The sequence below is a fragment of the Cryobacterium sp. BB736 genome (assembly GCF_014980265.1).
GTDB lineage: Bacteria > Actinomycetota > Actinomycetes > Actinomycetales > Microbacteriaceae > Terrimesophilobacter.
On the sequence record NZ_JABXWQ010000001.1, the window covers coordinates 548,045 to 563,181 of the forward strand.

The following is a 15,137-nucleotide window of genomic DNA, read 5'->3' on the forward strand; positions in this document are numbered from 1 at the left end:
AACTGGATTGACCACAGAGATCGCCGCTGAGAAGCCGCCGACCACCGAAGGTCTGCGCCGTGTGCTCGGCACCCCGTCGCTCGTCATGTTCGGGCTCGTCTACATGGTGCCGCTCACCGTCTTCACGACCTACGGCATCGTCGCCCAGATGACCGGCGGACGCGTTCCGCTCGCCTACATCGTCACCCTGATCGCCATGGTGTTCACCGCCCGCTCCTACGGGCTGCTGTCGAAGGCGTTCCCGTACGCCGGCTCTGCGTACACCTACACGCAGCGCAGCTTCGGCCCCGGCGTCGGCTTCCTGGCCGGCTGGGCGCTCATGCTGGACTACCTGTTCCTGCCGATGATCAACTACCTCGTCATCGGCATCTACCTGAACGCGGCGTTCCCGGCGATCGCGAACTGGGTGTTCATCCTCGCGGCGATCGCACTGGTGACGGTGCTCAACGTCATCGGCATCGTGTCGGTGGCGCGCACCAACTTCGTCATCATCGCGGTGCAGGCGATCTTCATCGCGGTGTTCGTGGCGCTCTCGGTCGGGTCGATCTCGCAGGGCACAACAGTCGACCTGATGGCCCCGTTCACCGGGACCGGTGCTCCGGATGGCTTCGGTGTCGTCGCGGCCGGCGCTGCGGTGCTGTGCCTGTCATTCCTCGGCTTCGACTCGGTGTCGACGCTGGCAGAGGAGACCAAGGATCCGACCGTGAAGGTGCCGCGGGCGATCATGCTCACGACGCTTGTCGCCGGCGCGCTGTTCATCGGCATCTCCTACGTCGGACACCTGGTGCTGCCGACGCATGCGTTCACGGATGTCGACAGCGCGGCCCTCGATGTGATGGGCGTCGCCGGTGGACAGTTCCTCGCCGCGTTCTTCACCGCCGCCTACGTTGCCGGTGCCACCGGGTCGGCGCTGGCGTCACAGGCATCCGTGTCCCGGATCCTGTTCGCGATGGGACGCGACGGCGTGCTGCCGCGCGGCTTCTTCGGACGCATCAACAAGCGCTTCGGCACCCCGGTGCTGGCGATCCTCGCGGTGTCGGTGGTGTCGCTGGTCGCGATTTGGATCGACCTCGGGCTGCTCGCCGAGATGATCAGCTTCGGCGCGCTCATCGCGTTCTCTGCCGTCAACCTGTCGGTCGTGAAGCACTACTTCATGGGCGAGAAGCAGCGCGAGGGAGTTGCGGTGCTGCACTACCTGGTGCTGCCGCTGATCGGCTTCGCGCTGACCATCTGGCTGTGGACGAGCCTGTCGCCGCGCACCCTGATCGTCGGCCTGATCTGGCTCGCGATCGGCGTGGTGTACCAGCTGGTGATCACGCGCGGCTGGCGTCGTCCGACGCCGATGATCGACCTGAAGGAGTAGCGGACGGTCGAGACCCAGACGAGGGCGCCTTCATCTTCGGGTGGTGAAGGCGCCCTTCTGCGTCCCCAGTGGTTGAGGGATCGCGAAGCGATCGTCTCGAAACCACCCTCCCCAAGCTGGTTTCGAGACGATTGCGCTGCGCGGAATCCCTCAACGAGCGGGCTTGGCTCGCGGTGTCTTGGGCTTCACCAGCGCGTGACTGCCGCGGATCAGCTGCTCGACGAGCGCATCCGGCACCCCGCCGTCGAGTTCGATGGTGATCCAGTGCTTCTTGTTCAGGTGATAGCCGGGGGTGATCTGCTCGAACTCCTGCCGGAGGGCGATCGAATCCTCCGGATCAACCTTGAGCGAGATTTTCAACGGATGCGCCGCCAAGTCGCCGAGGGCGAAGATCTTGTTGTTGCCGCTCGTCTTGAACACGCTCGTGTCGAGGTCGAACGGGAACGTCTCGATCGCCTGCGGGAGGGAGAGGCACAGCTCGCGCAACGAGTCAGCGTTCATGGGTTGAGGCTACGCGGTTACGGCGGTTGAGGGATCGCGCAGCGATCGTCTCGAAACCACCGTCCGAGAGCTGGTTTCGAGACGATTGCGCTTCGCGGAATCCCTCAACCCGCGGGAGCCGGGACCAGACCGCTCGCTTCGAGTACCGTCGGATCCGCGCCGAGCGACAGCAGCCTGTCCGTGGTCGCTCGGCGGGCACGCCGGTACGGCTCATCTCCTCCACCGCGCAGCAGCGACCGGGAGTTCGCTTGTTCCTCGAGCGCCCGCAGCTCGAACGCGAGCTGTTCGGCGTCGTCCAGCAGCGGCAGCTCGCCCTGCCGCATCGCATACCCGATCGTCGCAACCAGGTAGCCGTCCCACTCGTCCAACTGCTCGGCGATCGCGTCGCGGATGACGCCCGGCTTGGAGTCGAACTCCGTGGCCGCGGCAAGGAAGAAACAGCCACCGGTGAACACCCGGTTCTTTGAGTACGCCAGCCAGCGCATCACGAGCGCGGCAAGCCGCGGCAAGCCGCGCGGCTGTGACCGCGCCGGTTCGATCACCGTCTCCAGAAACACCTCGCGCGCCGCCTGGACAACCGCGACCTGCAGCCGCTCCTTCGATCCGAACAGTGCGGCGACGCCGCTTTTGCTCGCGCCGACGTCGGCCGCGAGGGTCCCCAGCGACAGTCCGCCCAGTCCGTGAACCGACGCGACATCCATGGCGCGCTCCAGCACGGTGCGACGAGACTCGTCCCCGCGCAGCCGGCGTCCGTCGATTACATCCATGCCACTAGTGTAAACGCACGATCGTTCGTATAGTTAGTTGCACGACCGTTCGTATTCTTTTCAGGAGCACTTCATGAACCCCATCGGCACCGCGCTCAACGCGGTCGGACGCCTCTCCCCAACACTCGCGGCAAGGATCGCGTTCCCACTCTTCATGCGGGTCGGACCTCGGCTCCCGGTCCGCGCCGATGCCGCCGCGACGCACGAGGCCGCCGTCCGCGACACCATCACGGTCAACGGCAAACGCGTGACCACCTACCAGTGGGGCCAGGGCACCGAGACGGTGCTGCTGGTACACGGTTGGCGCGGGCGCGCCGCGCAGTTCGCCCGCCTGGTGCGCGAGCTGCGCGCATCCGGATTCACGGTCGTCAGCTTCGACGCTCCCGCCAACGGCGCGTCCGGCGGGCGGCGCACCAGCATCCTCGACTACCTGGACGCGATCGAGCAGCTGCAGCGCAAGCACGGCTCCTTCCACACCGTGGTCGGCCACTCGATGGGCACACTTGCCACCCTCGTCGCCATCCACCGCGGGCTCACGGTCGGTCGCCTGGTCGGGATCTCCGGTGTCGCCGAGGCCGACAACCTCTACGACGGCTTCCGGCGCGCGCTGCGGCTGCGCCCGGAAATTGCGGCCGCGCTGCCCGAGCTGTTCCGCAGCCGGGTAGTGCGCGACGACTCCGGGGTGGAGCTCTTCTCGAGCGTTCGCGCGCCGTTGACGGCGGACATCCGGATGCTCCTCATCCACGACCGCGGCGACCGGATGGTGCCGGTCGAGCAGTCCGAGCGGCTGGCCGCCGCCCACCCGCGCGCGCAGCTCATCGTCACCGAGGGACTCGGCCACGGCCGGATCCTCGTGGCAGACGAGACCCTCGACGCAGTGATGGAGTTCGTCACCTCCGGCGAGCGGGTCGCGTCCAGCTAGCTCAGACGTTCGCCGGCAGGAATCGGGGCACGTTCTCGGTGAGCGCCAGCCCGCCCGGGTTCAGGTGCACGATCACGTTGCCGCCTACCTCTATATAGAAGACGAGCACCTGCACCGCCATGACGAGCGTCACGGCTCCGGCGAGCGCCATCCCGACCCAGACGACGGTGCGGCCGGCACGGGAGCCGCGCAGCCCGGCAAGCGCGAACAGGCCGATGATGATCGCGATCATGCCGACCCAGGACAGCGTGTAGGTGCGTGCGCCGGCGGCGTCAACCTGGCCCTGGAACTGCAGCAGCCACAGCGTCACCAGGGCGGCGCCGACGGTGAGGATCGCGCCGACCCAGCCGTAGGTCGGCCCCATCTCGACACGCGTCTCGGGTGAGCCGTAGACCCAGTTGCCGTCGTCCGATTGCCCCTGCATGCACTATTTCTACCGGATGTCGGCTGCTGGCGGCATACTGTTCGATCATGGCGAGACTGGTGGTCTGCCCAGAGTGCGGGCAGCGCGGCGGCGTGCGAATCGTCTGGGGCATGCCGGCTGGCGAGGACTTCGAGCGTGCTGAACGCGGCGAGATCATCCTTGGCGGATGCCTGCTGACCGGCAACGACCCGGACTGGTCCTGCCGCGAGTGCGGCCACCTCTGGGTCAAGGCGGCGAGGGCGGCATGACCGCCTACGTCGGGTTGTTGCGCGGCGTGAACGTGGGCGGCGTGAAGCTGCCGATGGGCCAGCTGCGCGACCTGTGCGAGAGCCTCGGCTTCGACAATGTGCGCACCTACATCGCGAGCGGCAACGTGCTGTTCGATGTCCGCGCATCCGAGTCCGACGTCAAGGCGAAGCTGGAGAAGGCGCTCGCCGAGCACATGGGACGCCCGATCGGCGTCATGGTTCGCACGGCCGCCGAGCTAGCCGGAGTGGTCGCGGACAACCCGTTCCCGGACCGCCCCGCGAGCAAGACTGTCGCGATCTTCCTCGACAAGCCGCCACCGGATGCCGCCCTCGAGCAGGTCAGGAACCGCACCAACGAGGAGGTCGCGGTGGGCACGCGCGAGCTGTACGTGTTCTACCCCGACGGTCAGGGCCGCTCGAAGCTCAGCATCGACGCCGCGGGGAACGGCACCGCACGGAACATGAACACCGTCGCGAAGCTGGCGGAGCTGGCCGCGGGCTGATCCCGACCCGCAGGCCACCAAGGCCTTTTTCTGCCCCTCGCGACCTCTACGCCCACCCGTGAGAACTGAGTGAAACCCTGCCGCGCAGCAGCAATCAGGCTTACCCTCAACACAGGTATCGCCAGCAGCATTTCACCTCAACGGGGAGGCACTCATGGCAACCAACGATTCAACCTTGGCCGCTCGGCTCGCCGCGGAGGCCTTCGGCACCTTCCTGTTGGTCCTCGGCGGTGTCGGCACCGCGGTCTTCGCAGCCAACTTCCCAGACGCCGAAGCGAACTCACTCGGCGTCGGCTACCTCGGCGTCGCACTCGCGTTCGGTCTGACCGTCCTGGTCGGCATCTACACGGTCGGGCACATCTCGGGCGGCCACTTCAACCCAGCCGTCTCATTCGGCGCCGCCTTCGCCGGGCGGCTGCCATGGCGTGACGTCGCCCCGTACTGGGCAGCCCAGCTGGTGGGCGGCATCCTCGGGTCGACTGTCGTCCTGGCTATCGCCGCCGGCGGGATCGAGGGCTTCCTGCCCAACGCCTTCGACACCGGCTTCGCGTCTAATGGTTACGACGACCGTTCCCCCGGTGAGTTCAACCTGCTGTCGGTGATCATCGCCGAGGTCGTGCTCACCGCCGTTTTCCTGTACGTGATCCTGGGCTCCACATCCGAACGGTCGAATCTGGGATTCGCAGGTCTCACTATCGGCCTCTCACTGACGTTGATCCACTTGATCAGCATCCCGATCAGCAACACCTCGGTGAACCCGGCGCGGTCGATCGCTGCGGCGATCTACGCCGGACCGGCGGCGCTCGCCCAGGTGTGGGTGTTCATCCTCGCCCCACTGCTGGGCGCCCTGATCGCCGGCGCGACCTACCGGCTGATGTTCGAGCGTCGGCTGGCCCCTCCCGGCACGTAAATCTGGGGTGCCCTAGACCCGTGCCGACGCGCCGCGCGTCAGGTCCCGCGCACCGCTGCGCGCCCGGATACTCGGGGCAAACCCTTTGGGACCCCTTCGGTGATCGAGCTTGTCGAGATCCCGCAGTGGGTCTCGACAAGCTCGACCACCGGAAAGAGGTTCCATGAACATCCGTACCCGCATCGGCCAGATCATCTTGGTGCTCCTGTTCACCATGTGCGGCGTCATCTCGGTCAGTACCGCCTTCGCCGACGACCCATTCCCGTTCGAGGCGATCGTGCTCATCGCGACCTTCGGGGTGACGCTCGCGGTGATCGGCGTGGTCGCAACGCTCACCGCGCTGGACAAGCCCGCCATCCGCCTCGCCCTGTGGGTACTGCCGCTGTTCTTCGTCTCGCACGTCGCGCTGCTCGGGACGTGGACCCCGGATGCGATCCTCGCCGTGGTTTCCGCCCTCGCTCTGGTGCTGGTGTCGCTGCCGTCGAAGGCGCCGGCCCGCGCGGAGGCCGCCGCCTAGGTCGGGCACCTCCCCCAGAACGGATGTCGCGGGTCGCCGGTACTGTCGAGGCAGGCGAAAGGAGCCCGCGTGTTCGTACTCGATGACCGTGTCGTCACCAGCCCGAGTGACCTCACCGTCGCGTCGAAGTGCGAGTTCGCGTTCCTGCGCAAGATCGACGCGAAGCTCGGCAGGGTCGAGCCGGTGGAAGACCCGGAAGACGCGATGCTCGAGCGCGCCGCGCGGCTCGGCGACCAGCACGAGGCCCGCGTGCTCGAACGCTACCGTGAGCGATTCGGCTCCGGCGTCGTCGAGATCGCCCGCCCCGACGAGCTGACCGCCGAGACGCTCGCCGCCGCCACCGCGGCCACCCACGATGCGTTTGAGAACGGCGCCGACGTGGTCTTCCAGGCCACCTTCTTCGACGGCGACCTCATCGGCTTCGCCGACTTCATCGTGCGGCAACCCGACGGCTCCTACCTGGTGCAAGACACCAAGCTGGCGCGCCGCGCCCGCGTCACCGCGCTCCTGCAGCTCGCCGCCTACGTCGAGCAGCTCGAGAAGACCGGCATCCGGGCGGCGCCGACCGTCGAACTGCTGCTCGGCGACGGCACCGTCAGCGTGCACCAGGTCGCGGACATCATGCCGGTCTACCGGCGACGCCGCGAACGACTGGTGCAACTCGTCGCCGACCGGATGCGCGCATCCGACCCTGTGGCGTGGGGCGACCCGCGCTTCACCGTCGACGGGCGCTGCCCCACTTGCGACGCCGAGGTCACCGCGCACCGCGACGTGCTGCTCGTCGCGGGCATGAGGGTGCTGCAGCGCGAGCGCCTCGCGAACGCCGGCATCACCACCATCGACCAGCTCGCAGGTGCAGACACCGTGCCAGAGACCATCGCCGCCAGCACGTTCGAGTCGCTGCGCGCGCAGGCACGGTTGCAGCTGCAGGCGACGGATGACGCGCCACCGCCGTTCGAGCTGGCCGACGGCCGCACGATCGGGTTCATCCCCGAACCGAACCCGGGCGACGTGTTCTTCGACTTCGAGGGCGACCCGCTGTACACCGAGGGCGCGGGCGAGAGCTGGGGCATCGACTACCTCTGGGGGCTGGTGGAGGCCGACGGCACCTTCCGCGCCTGGTGGGCGCACAACTTCGCTGAGGAGCGCGCCGCGCTCGAGGACTTCATGGCCTACATCGCCGACCGGCGCAAGCGCTATCCGGGGATGCACATCTACCACTACGCGAGCTACGAGCGCACCCACCTGCTGTCCATCGCGGCCAGGCACGGGGTGTGCGAGAACGCCGTCGACGGGCTGTTGCGCGACCACATGCTCGTCGACCTGTACCCGATCGTGCGCAAGGGCGTGCGCGTCGGCAGCCGCTCCTACTCGATCAAGAAGCTCGAACCGCTGTACATGCCCGACACCCGCGACGGGCAGGCGGTCACCACCGGCGCCGACTCGATCACCGAGTACGTGAGCGCACGCGAGCTGATCGACTCCGGCGACCCGCTGGCCGGCCAGCGGATGCTCGACGCCATCGCCGAGTACAACGAGTACGACTGCCAGTCGACGCTCGCCCTGCGGGACTGGCTGCTGGCCGTGGGCGCGGAGCACGGCATCCGGCCGGGGTCGCGTCCGATCGAGGAGCAGGAGGGACCGGATGTCCCCGCGTCGCCTCTCGCGGAGGCTTTGCTCGAGCGGGCCGGCGATCCACTGCACGAGCGCACCATCGACCAGACCGCTGCGGCGCTCGCGTCGGCCGCCATCGACTACCACCGGCGGGAGCAGAAGAGCTTCTGGTGGGGCCACTACGCCCGCCTGGTCGCGCCGATCGAGGAGTGGGAAGCCACCCGCGATGTGCTTCGGGCGCAAGCCGTGCGCGTCGTTGACGACTGGCACCGCGGCGACAACCACCGTGTGGACCGGCGCACCCTGCTGCTGCGCGGCGAGTGGGCGCCCGGCAGCACGGTGAAGCCGACCGAGCAGGCCGGTCCGTTCCTGGTCTACGAATCGCCCGGGCCGTTCATCATCCCCAACGCCGAGGCCGGCGCCCGCCCCGCCCGCAGCGTGCGGCTGGTCGAGGTGTACGACGACGGCGCACTTGTGGAGGAGACGCTGCCGGAGGGCATCGAGCCGTACAGGCACCTTCCGGTCGCGTTGACGCCGGCTGCACCTCCCGGTGCTGGCGCGCAACGTCCGGCGATCGAGGAGTGGGCGCAGCGGATCATCGACACCCCGCCCGACGGCGCATCCGGCGGCTGGCCGAAGGATCCGATGGTGGACATCCTGCGCCGCACCCCGCCGCGCACCCGCAGCGGAAACCTCTCGCCGGTCGTCGACGAGTCCTACCGCACGGCCGTGGTGGCGAGCCTGCTCGACCTCGACGACTCCTATCTCGCCGTGCAGGGGCCACCCGGCACCGGCAAGACCTGGCTCGCCTCGCACGTGATCGCCGACCTGGTGCGCGAGCACCACTGGAAGATCGGCGTCGTCGCGCAATCGCACGCGGTGGTGGAGCACGTGCTCGACAGGCTCGTCGGCGATGCCGGGCTCGACCCGTCGCTCGTCGCAAAGGCACCCAAGGACCGACTCAACCCGGGCGACCACGACTACACGGTCCTGGCGAAGAAGGACGACGCGTTCCGCTTCGCGTTCGAGCACGCCGACACCGGGTTCGTGTTCGGCGGCACCGCGTGGGACTTCGCCAACGTCGGCCGGGTCCCCCGTCGCTCACTCGACCTGATCGTCGTGGACGAGGCCGGGCAGTTCGCGCTGGCCTCAACCATCGCCGCGAGCGTCGCCGCGAAGAACGTGATGCTGCTCGGCGACCCGCAGCAACTTCCGCAGGTGAGCCAGGGCACGCATCCGGAACCCGTCGACACGTCCGCGCTCGGCTGGGTCGCCGACGGGCACGACGTGCTGCCGCCCGAGTACGGGTACTTCCTCGCGGAGAGCAGGCGGATGCATCCGGCCGTCGCTGCCCCGGTGTCGCGGCTGTCGTACGAGGGCGCGCTGCACTCGCACGAGTGCGCGTCGCAGCGCTCGCTCGATGGGATTGCGGCTGGACTGCATCCGGTGCCGGTGATGCACGTGGGCAACTCGACCCAGTCGCCGGAGGAGGCCGAGGTCGTGGTCGAGCTGGTGCGGGCAGCGCTCGGTCGATCGTGGGTGCCGGAGCCGGATGCCGCGGCGAGGCCGCTCACGCAGGCGGAACTGATCGTGGTGACGCCGTACAACGCGCAGCTCACACTTGTGCGGGCGCACCTCGATGCCGCAGGGTTCACCGAGGTGCCGGTCGGCACGGTGGACAAGTTCCAGGGGCAGGAGGCTGCCGTGGCGATCGTGACGCTCGCAGCGTCGTCGGCGTCGGATGTGCCGCGCGGCATGGAATTCCTCATCATGAAGAACCGCCTGAACGTGGCGATCTCGCGCGCGCAGTGGGCCGCCTACCTGATCTACTCGCCGGAGCTGACCGAGTACCTGCCGCATACCCCCGACGGTGTGACGGAACTGGCGGCGTTCATCCGCCTGGTGGAGAACCCGGCGGCGCTGCCCGTCGCTTGACTCGCCGGTGGCCGACCCCACCGGTGGTCGAGCCTGTCGAGACCCTCAACCCGCGGGGGTTGGCTCCCCCTCCGGGCTCACCAGCTCCGCCCCGGCGTGCCCCATCTCCTCCAGGGCGGCCGCTGTCGCATCCGGCGCAACCCCGGCGACCAGTCCGGTCAGCACGCGCACCCGCCGCCCGTGCTCGAGCGCGTCGAGCACCGACGCGCGTACGCAGTGGTCCGTGGCGATGCCGACGACGTCGATCTCGAGCACACCCAACTCGTCCAGCTTCTCGGACACGGTCGCACCGTCATCCGTCTTCCCCTCGAAGATCGAGTAGGCCGGCACACCCTGCCCCTTGCGCACGTGGATCGTGACCGCATCCGTGTTCAGGTCCGGGTGGTACTCGGCGCCGGGCGTTCCGGCGACGCAGTGCGCGGGCCAGGTGTCCACGAAGTTCGGTTCGGCGCCGACGGCGAAGTGCCCGCCATTGTCATTGTCGGCGTCGTGCCAGTCGCGGGACGCGAAGACGTGCTCATACCGATCCGGATGCTTCGCCAACAGCGCCGTGACCCCGGCGGCCACCGCCGCGCCACCCTGGACGCCGAGCGCACCGCCCTCGGTGAAGTCGTTCTGCACATCGATGACGAACAAAGCCCGGCTCATGGTCTTCCCCTTGCTCAAACGTTGGAAAGGTTGTTCCCACAATTGAACACTGCCGCGGTGAGAGTATCGAGGGCGGCATCCGTTGCCTCCCCGCCTGCGCCGACGGCGTGGAACGAGAACCCGAGCGCGGTGCCATCCGCGGCGATGATCAGGCCAGCGAGCGTCTGAGCCCCGTCGATCGCGCCCGGCATGGCGCGGACGTTGCCGTGCACCACCGCATTGTCGCCGCCGAACCGGCCCTCCAGCCCGCCCTTGTTGCCGGCGACCGGCAGCGAGTCGTTCATGATCGCGAGGGTCTGGTCACCGCTCGCGACCTTCGCCATCAGCCCGGCGATCGCCTGCGGCGGGACTGCGTTCGCGGCGCTGACACCGCTCGCGTCACTGAGGGCGAGTCCGCTCACGTCGATGCCGTGCTGTGCAAGGGCACCGCCGATCACGTCGGTGAGGGACGCGGCCGCACCGCCCCTGTCCACCTCGACTGAGACGACGCGCGCGAGCTGCTCGGCGAGCGTGTTGTCACCCGTGCGGAGCATGTGCCCCACCAGCTGCTTGACCGGCTGCGACTTGACCTCGCCGAGCAGCGGCCGGCTGGTCAGGGCCGATCCGTTGCTCACCTGCACCTTCGCCGGGTCGAGACCCAGCGCGCGGATGAAGGCGGTCACCGCCCGCCCGGTCGGATCGGTGCTGCGCGGGCTGACTGCCTTTTTCGGGTCGGCGCGATCGCCGTCGACCATCAGCGGGACGACCTCGGCCATGGTGCCGGTGGTCTGCTCACCGCGGGCCCAGCCCTGGTTCCAACGGTCGGCGCTGCTCCACAGGCCCACGTCGACGATCACCTTGGTGATCTGCTGCTGGGTGGTGGTGGGACGTTGGGTGGGCGCCGGGTCCGGTTCGGTCTCGTCCCCTTCCTCGTCCTCGTTCTCCTCACGCGGCGGGTCGGGAACGACGACGACCGGCGGGTTGAGGAGCTTCCACTGTGCGTTGACCTGCTCGGCGAGATCGGCAAGCTTAGGCGCATTGGGGTAGTAGCTGTCGGTGGCCGCGCTCAGGGTCGGGTCACCGCCGCCGACGAGCACGATGCTGCCCGGCTCGGTTCCCTGATACACCCGGGTGCTGAGCTGGTAGTCCGCCCCGAGCACCGACAACGCGGCGGCCGCGGTGAGCGCCTTCACGGCACTGGCTCCAGGGGCGGCGTCGGATGCACTCCGGTCGAACAGCAATTCGCCCGTGGCGGCGTTGACTACCGCGCCGGCGAAGCTGCCGAGCGCGGGATCGACCGCGGAGACCATGCACGTGCGGACGGCTTGCGCGCCGGCCAGCTGCGGCGGAACGTCTCGCGGCCCCCGCGCCGTCTCGGTTGGCAACACCACAGGCGTGGCCGCGTTCGCGGCGACCGCGGCGCCGGCGAACACGGCGCCAGTGCCGAGCATCAGGAAGGCGGCGCTCAGCGCGCCGGCCAGCCAGGCGGTTGGATGCTTGGCGATCAGCGCCCGGATGCCGGTGCCGGCGTTCCCGCTCGAGGAGGCCGGCGCATCCGGTGCCTGCTTCTTCGGCTTGATCGGCTTGCCCGTCGCCTCGCGCGCGGCGCGGCGACTCAGCGGCTCCCCCTGGTCAGTCACTCGCCTATAGTACTGGCGCGCTGAACGTAGCCTGTGCCGCGCCCGGCGGGGGTTGCCCTGACAGTGCCCCCGAGTAGCCTCGAATTATGTGCCGGAACATTCACACTCTCCACAATTTCGAGCCCGAGGCGACGAACGAAGAGGTTCACGCGGCGGCGCTGCAGTACGTGCGCAAGGTGAGCGGTTCGACGAAGCCGTCCAAGGCGAACGAGGAAGCTTTCAACCGCGCGGTCGCGGAGATCGCACACATCACCGGGCACCTGCTGCAGGACCTGGTGACAACCGCCCCGCCGAAGAACCGCGAGGTCGAGGCGGCCAAGGCGCGCGCCCGAGCGGCGGAGCGGTACGCGCGCGTGCCCGCGTAGGCGCCGCCTACGCCGGGCTCGCGATCATGATCAGGTTTCCGCAGGTGTCGTCGAGCACCGCGGTGACCACCGGTCCCATCGGTGTCGGCGGCTGGGTGAACCTGACCCCTTGCGCCTCGAGCTCTCGGTGCGCGGCGACCACGTCATCCACCGCGAACGACGTGGCCGGGATGCCGTCCTCGACTAGCGCCCTCATGTAAGCCTTCGCGGCCGGATGCTCGTCAGGTTCGAGGAGCAGCTCCACTCCATCCGGAGCATCCGCGCCGACGACGGTGAGCCACCGGTGCTCACCGACCGGAACATCCGTTTTCGGGAGGAACCCGAGCTTCTCCGTGTAGAACGCGAGCGCCTTCGCCTGGTCGTCGACGAAGACACTCGTCACGTTGATGCGTGCCTGCATGGTGCACTCCTAATCGGTTAGGGGCCAGCGCTCGGTGATCGAGCGCAGTGGCTCGGTGTTCAGGTGATGGATCTTGGTGCGGCCGGATCGGTGAGACTCGACCAGGCCCGCCTCTTCGAGAACGGCGAGGTGCTGCGAGATCGCCTGCCGGGTTGAGGTGTTGCCGTGGGCGATCAGCCGCGAGCAGATCTCGAAGAGCGTCTGCCCGTCCCGCAGCGTGAGCTCGTCGAGGATGAGCCGCCGTGTCGGATCGGCCAGCGCCCGGAAGACATCTCCCACACGACCCACAATAGGCAAGTGACTACTTGCATGTCAACGGATGCGGGGTTGTTTGAGCTTGTCAGTGATCGGCTAAGATTGCTTTTCGTGCCAGCGGCTCGCCGCGCGGTGCGCCGCCTTAGCTCAGTCGGCAGAGCGTCTCACTCGTAATGAGAAGGTCGTGGGTTCGATTCCCACAGGCGGCTCAGTTCTACTCTCGAACCGGAGATGCCTGTCACCCGGCGCCTTCCACCGTTTGCGGCGCACGCAGCCCGTACTTCGCTCCATGCGGAAGCGGCGCAGCACCCGCCCGCACCGCGCGGAGCGCGCCGAGGATCGCGATCAGGTCAACGACCTCCTGCAGGGTCGCCCCTACGATCGCGGGCAGGTAACCGAACGCGGCCACGAACATCAGCCCGACGCTGATGATGATGCCGAGCCAGATGCTCTGTAACGCGATCGCCACAGTCCGATGACCGATGGACACCGCACGCGCGACGCGGGACAGGTCATCCAGCAGGATCACCACATCAGCCGATTCGCTCGCCGCAGTGGACCCCCGCGCGCCCATAGCGATCCCGACGTCGGCGGCGGCGAGCACCGGCGCGTCGTTGACGCCGTCGCCGACCATCACCACCGGGCGCGGCGTCGCAGCACGCACGACTTCGACTTTGTCGGCCGGGAGGCACTCGGCGTGGACCTCCTCGATGCCGAGCTCATCCGCGACGGCTTGCGCGGTCTGCCGCACGTCCCCGGTCAGCATGATCGTCTTGCGCACGCCCAGTCCGGACAGCGCGTCCAGCGTCGCCGGCGCTTCCTCGCGCATCCGGTCACGCAAGGTGATCGTCCCGGCGAACCGGCCGTCGACGGCCACGTAGACGGCCGCTTCCCCGGATTCCAAAGTTAGTCGCTGGACACCGGATGCGTGGTCGGCGACCCAGCCTGGCTTGCCTGCCATGACCACGTGCCCGTCCAGTTCCGCGCGCACACCGTTGGTCGCGACCTCCCGAGCGTCGTCCGCGTCGATCAACTCGAGCCCGCGGTCACTGGTAGCGGCGATGAGCGACTGCGCCAGCACGTGTGACGAGTATCGTTCGGCCGAGCCGACCAATTGCAACAGACGATCAGAGCTGAGGGAGTCGGCGGGCTGCACCCCGACAACCTCCGGCCTGCCGTGCGTCAGCGTCCCGGTCTTGTCGAAAGCGACAGTGCGCGCGCGGGACAGCTTCTCAAGAGTCCCGGCATCCTTGATCACGATCCCGAGCTTCGCGGCGCTGGACATGCCCGCCATGAACGCAACGGGAGCCGCGATCAGCAGCGGACACGGGGTCGCGACCACGAGCACCTCGGCGAACCGGACCGGATCGCCGCTCATCCACCAGGCTGCCCCGGCGATGGCCAGCGACACGATGGTGAACGGCAGCGCGTAGCGATCAGCGAGGCGCACCAGCGGCGCCTTGCTCTGCGAGGCCTCCCGCACCAGCTCGACAATCCGCTGGTATTGGCTGTCGGATGCGACAGCGGTCGCCCGGACCTCGACTGCGGTTGCGCCGTTGATCGAGCCGCTCAGCACCTGCTCCCCGGTCGACTTTTCTACCGGCATGCTCTCCCCTGTCAGCGATGACTCGTCGAAATCGCCGGCCGGACTCAACAGTTCAGCATCGACGGGGACCAGTTCGGCGGGGCGCAGCAGCAGACGGTCGCCCACTGCGACCTCGTCGGCGCTGATGTCCTCGATCTCACCGTCGTCCGCAATCCGGTGCGCCACCTGGGGCACCCGTGTGAGCAGCGCGTTGAGTTCGCGCTGCGCCCGCACCGACGCGAGGTCCTCGAGCGCCTCACCACCCGAGAGCATGAGGACGATCACGAGGCTCGCCCAGTACTCCCCCACCGCCACGGTCGCGACAATCGCCGTGATAGCCAGCACGTCGAGCCCGACGTGGCCGCCGACGAGGCTGCGGATCATGCTCCAGCCCTCGCGAGCGGCAACGGCGAGCGCGAACAGCGACACGAACCAGGCGGTGACGGTGTCGAACCCGAGCAACGTCAGAACGAGCGCCACCGCGCCCACAGCGAAGGTCGCCACGACGAGCGGATAGCGTCGTGCGGCAGCCCGGAAGCGGTCCATTACTCCTCGCTACCC

At 68.4% G+C, this 15,137-nt stretch carries 16 protein-coding genes and 1 tRNA gene; 9 read left to right on the plus strand and 8 right to left on the minus strand.

All coding sequences use genetic code 11. The features are described 5' to 3' along the window. Window positions 1-7 precede the first annotated feature (7 nt). Complete coding sequence (locus IRG63_RS02540; RefSeq protein WP_370566158.1) at window positions 8-1,363, plus strand: APC family permease; 1,356 nt, start codon at window positions 8-10, stop codon at window positions 1,361-1,363. Window positions 1,364-1,513: 150 nt separating this feature from the next. On the opposite strand, the gene IRG63_RS02545 is transcribed toward IRG63_RS02540, so the two are convergent. After that, window positions 1,514-1,864 carry an MmcQ/YjbR family DNA-binding protein gene (locus tag IRG63_RS02545; RefSeq protein WP_193509137.1) on the minus strand — a complete coding sequence of 117 codons (351 nt, stop codon included), beginning with the start codon at window positions 1,862-1,864 and terminating at the stop codon, window positions 1,514-1,516. 104 nt (window positions 1,865-1,968) lie between these two features. Beyond that, a complete protein-coding gene (locus tag IRG63_RS02550; protein ID WP_193509138.1) occupies window positions 1,969-2,631 on the minus strand; it encodes a TetR/AcrR family transcriptional regulator in 663 nt (220 codons plus the stop codon). 73 nt (window positions 2,632-2,704) lie between these two features. Here IRG63_RS02550 and IRG63_RS02555 point away from each other — a divergent pair, with 73 nt between their 5' ends. After that, the gene (locus IRG63_RS02555) at window positions 2,705-3,553 is read left to right on the plus strand and encodes an alpha/beta fold hydrolase (protein WP_193509139.1); all 849 of its coding nucleotides are present in this window, start codon (window positions 2,705-2,707) and stop codon (window positions 3,551-3,553) included. A gap of 1 nt (window position 3,554) precedes the next feature. Here IRG63_RS02555 and IRG63_RS02560 read toward each other — a convergent pair whose 3' ends face one another. Continuing rightward, a complete protein-coding gene (locus IRG63_RS02560; RefSeq protein WP_193509140.1) occupies window positions 3,555-3,977 on the minus strand; it encodes a hypothetical protein in 423 nt (140 codons plus the stop codon). 47 nt (window positions 3,978-4,024) lie between these two features. Between IRG63_RS02560 and IRG63_RS02565 the strand changes: the two genes are divergently transcribed. The 5 genes from IRG63_RS02565 (at window position 4,025) to IRG63_RS02585 (ending at window position 9,704) form a co-directional block, all read left to right on the plus strand. Then, complete coding sequence (locus tag IRG63_RS02565; RefSeq protein ID WP_168625685.1) at window positions 4,025-4,225, plus strand: hypothetical protein; 201 nt, start codon at window positions 4,025-4,027, stop codon at window positions 4,223-4,225. Further along, the gene (locus IRG63_RS02570; protein WP_168625686.1) at window positions 4,222-4,728 is read left to right on the plus strand and encodes a DUF1697 domain-containing protein; all 507 of its coding nucleotides are present in this window, start codon (window positions 4,222-4,224) and stop codon (window positions 4,726-4,728) included. The genes IRG63_RS02565 and IRG63_RS02570 overlap by 4 nt, the downstream gene beginning before the upstream one ends. A 154-nt stretch (window positions 4,729-4,882) precedes the next feature. After that, window positions 4,883-5,638, plus strand: a complete 756-nt coding sequence (aqpZ, locus tag IRG63_RS02575) for an aquaporin Z (RefSeq protein ID WP_168625687.1) — start codon at window positions 4,883-4,885, stop codon at window positions 5,636-5,638. A gap of 163 nt (window positions 5,639-5,801) precedes the next feature. Next, window positions 5,802-6,155 carry a hypothetical protein gene (locus IRG63_RS02580; RefSeq protein WP_193509142.1) on the plus strand — a complete coding sequence of 118 codons (354 nt, stop codon included), beginning with the start codon at window positions 5,802-5,804 and terminating at the stop codon, window positions 6,153-6,155. 69 nt (window positions 6,156-6,224) lie between these two features. After that, entirely contained in the window at window positions 6,225-9,704 is a 3,480-nt protein-coding gene (locus IRG63_RS02585) for a bifunctional RecB family nuclease/DEAD/DEAH box helicase (RefSeq protein WP_193509144.1), read from the plus strand. A 45-nt stretch (window positions 9,705-9,749) separates the two neighbouring features. Here the strand turns inward: IRG63_RS02585 and IRG63_RS02590 are convergent, their stop codons facing one another. Beyond that, window positions 9,750-10,352 (minus strand): isochorismatase family protein, encoded by a 603-nt coding sequence (locus IRG63_RS02590; protein ID WP_168625690.1) that lies wholly within the window; start codon window positions 10,350-10,352, stop codon window positions 9,750-9,752. A gap of 14 nt (window positions 10,353-10,366) precedes the next feature. Next, complete coding sequence (locus IRG63_RS02595; protein ID WP_168625691.1) at window positions 10,367-11,971, minus strand: D-alanyl-D-alanine carboxypeptidase; 1,605 nt, start codon at window positions 11,969-11,971, stop codon at window positions 10,367-10,369. Window positions 11,972-12,057: 86 nt separating this feature from the next. Between IRG63_RS02595 and IRG63_RS02600 the strand changes: the two genes are divergently transcribed. Beyond that, on the plus strand, window positions 12,058-12,336 hold the full coding sequence (locus IRG63_RS02600) for a DUF2277 domain-containing protein (RefSeq protein ID WP_168625692.1): 279 nt from the start codon (window positions 12,058-12,060) through the stop codon (window positions 12,334-12,336). 7 nt (window positions 12,337-12,343) lie between these two features. Here IRG63_RS02600 and IRG63_RS02605 read toward each other — a convergent pair whose 3' ends face one another. Continuing rightward, window positions 12,344-12,736, minus strand: a complete 393-nt coding sequence (locus tag IRG63_RS02605; RefSeq protein WP_168625693.1) for a VOC family protein — start codon at window positions 12,734-12,736, stop codon at window positions 12,344-12,346. 9 nt (window positions 12,737-12,745) lie between these two features. Next, complete coding sequence (locus IRG63_RS02610; RefSeq protein WP_193509145.1) at window positions 12,746-13,015, minus strand: metalloregulator ArsR/SmtB family transcription factor; 270 nt, start codon at window positions 13,013-13,015, stop codon at window positions 12,746-12,748. 112 nt (window positions 13,016-13,127) lie between these two features. Here IRG63_RS02610 and IRG63_RS02615 point away from each other — a divergent pair. Next, window positions 13,128-13,200: transfer RNA gene (locus IRG63_RS02615), tRNA-Thr, on the plus strand. 29 nt (window positions 13,201-13,229) lie between these two features. Here IRG63_RS02615 and IRG63_RS02620 read toward each other — a convergent pair. Further along, a complete protein-coding gene (locus IRG63_RS02620) occupies window positions 13,230-15,122 on the minus strand; it encodes a heavy metal translocating P-type ATPase (RefSeq protein WP_193509146.1) in 1,893 nt (630 codons plus the stop codon). Between the last annotated feature and the right edge of the window lie 15 nt (window positions 15,123-15,137).

Bases quoted from the DNA above. Each gene is read 5' to 3' on its own strand.
- IRG63_RS02545 (WP_193509137.1), bottom strand. From the start codon at position 1,864: ATGAACGCTGACTCGTTGCGCGAGCTGTGCCTCTCCCTCCCGCAGGCG.
- IRG63_RS02550 (WP_193509138.1), bottom strand. From the start codon at position 2,631: ATGGATGTAATCGACGGACGCCGGCTGCGCGGGGACGAGTCTCGTCGC.
- IRG63_RS02555 (WP_193509139.1), top strand. From the start codon at position 2,705: ATGAACCCCATCGGCACCGCGCTCAACGCGGTCGGACGCCTCTCCCCA.
- IRG63_RS02560 (WP_193509140.1), bottom strand. From the start codon at position 3,977: ATGCAGGGGCAATCGGACGACGGCAACTGGGTCTACGGCTCACCCGAG.
- IRG63_RS02565 (WP_168625685.1), top strand. From the start codon at position 4,025: ATGGCGAGACTGGTGGTCTGCCCAGAGTGCGGGCAGCGCGGCGGCGTG.
- IRG63_RS02570 (WP_168625686.1), top strand. From the start codon at position 4,222: ATGACCGCCTACGTCGGGTTGTTGCGCGGCGTGAACGTGGGCGGCGTG.
- aqpZ (WP_168625687.1), top strand. From the start codon at position 4,883: ATGGCAACCAACGATTCAACCTTGGCCGCTCGGCTCGCCGCGGAGGCC.
- IRG63_RS02580 (WP_193509142.1), top strand. From the start codon at position 5,802: ATGAACATCCGTACCCGCATCGGCCAGATCATCTTGGTGCTCCTGTTC.
- IRG63_RS02590 (WP_168625690.1), bottom strand. From the start codon at position 10,352: ATGAGCCGGGCTTTGTTCGTCATCGATGTGCAGAACGACTTCACCGAG.
- IRG63_RS02600 (WP_168625692.1), top strand. From the start codon at position 12,058: ATGTGCCGGAACATTCACACTCTCCACAATTTCGAGCCCGAGGCGACG.
- IRG63_RS02605 (WP_168625693.1), bottom strand. From the start codon at position 12,736: ATGCAGGCACGCATCAACGTGACGAGTGTCTTCGTCGACGACCAGGCG.
- IRG63_RS02620 (WP_193509146.1), bottom strand. From the start codon at position 15,122: ATGGACCGCTTCCGGGCTGCCGCACGACGCTATCCGCTCGTCGTGGCG.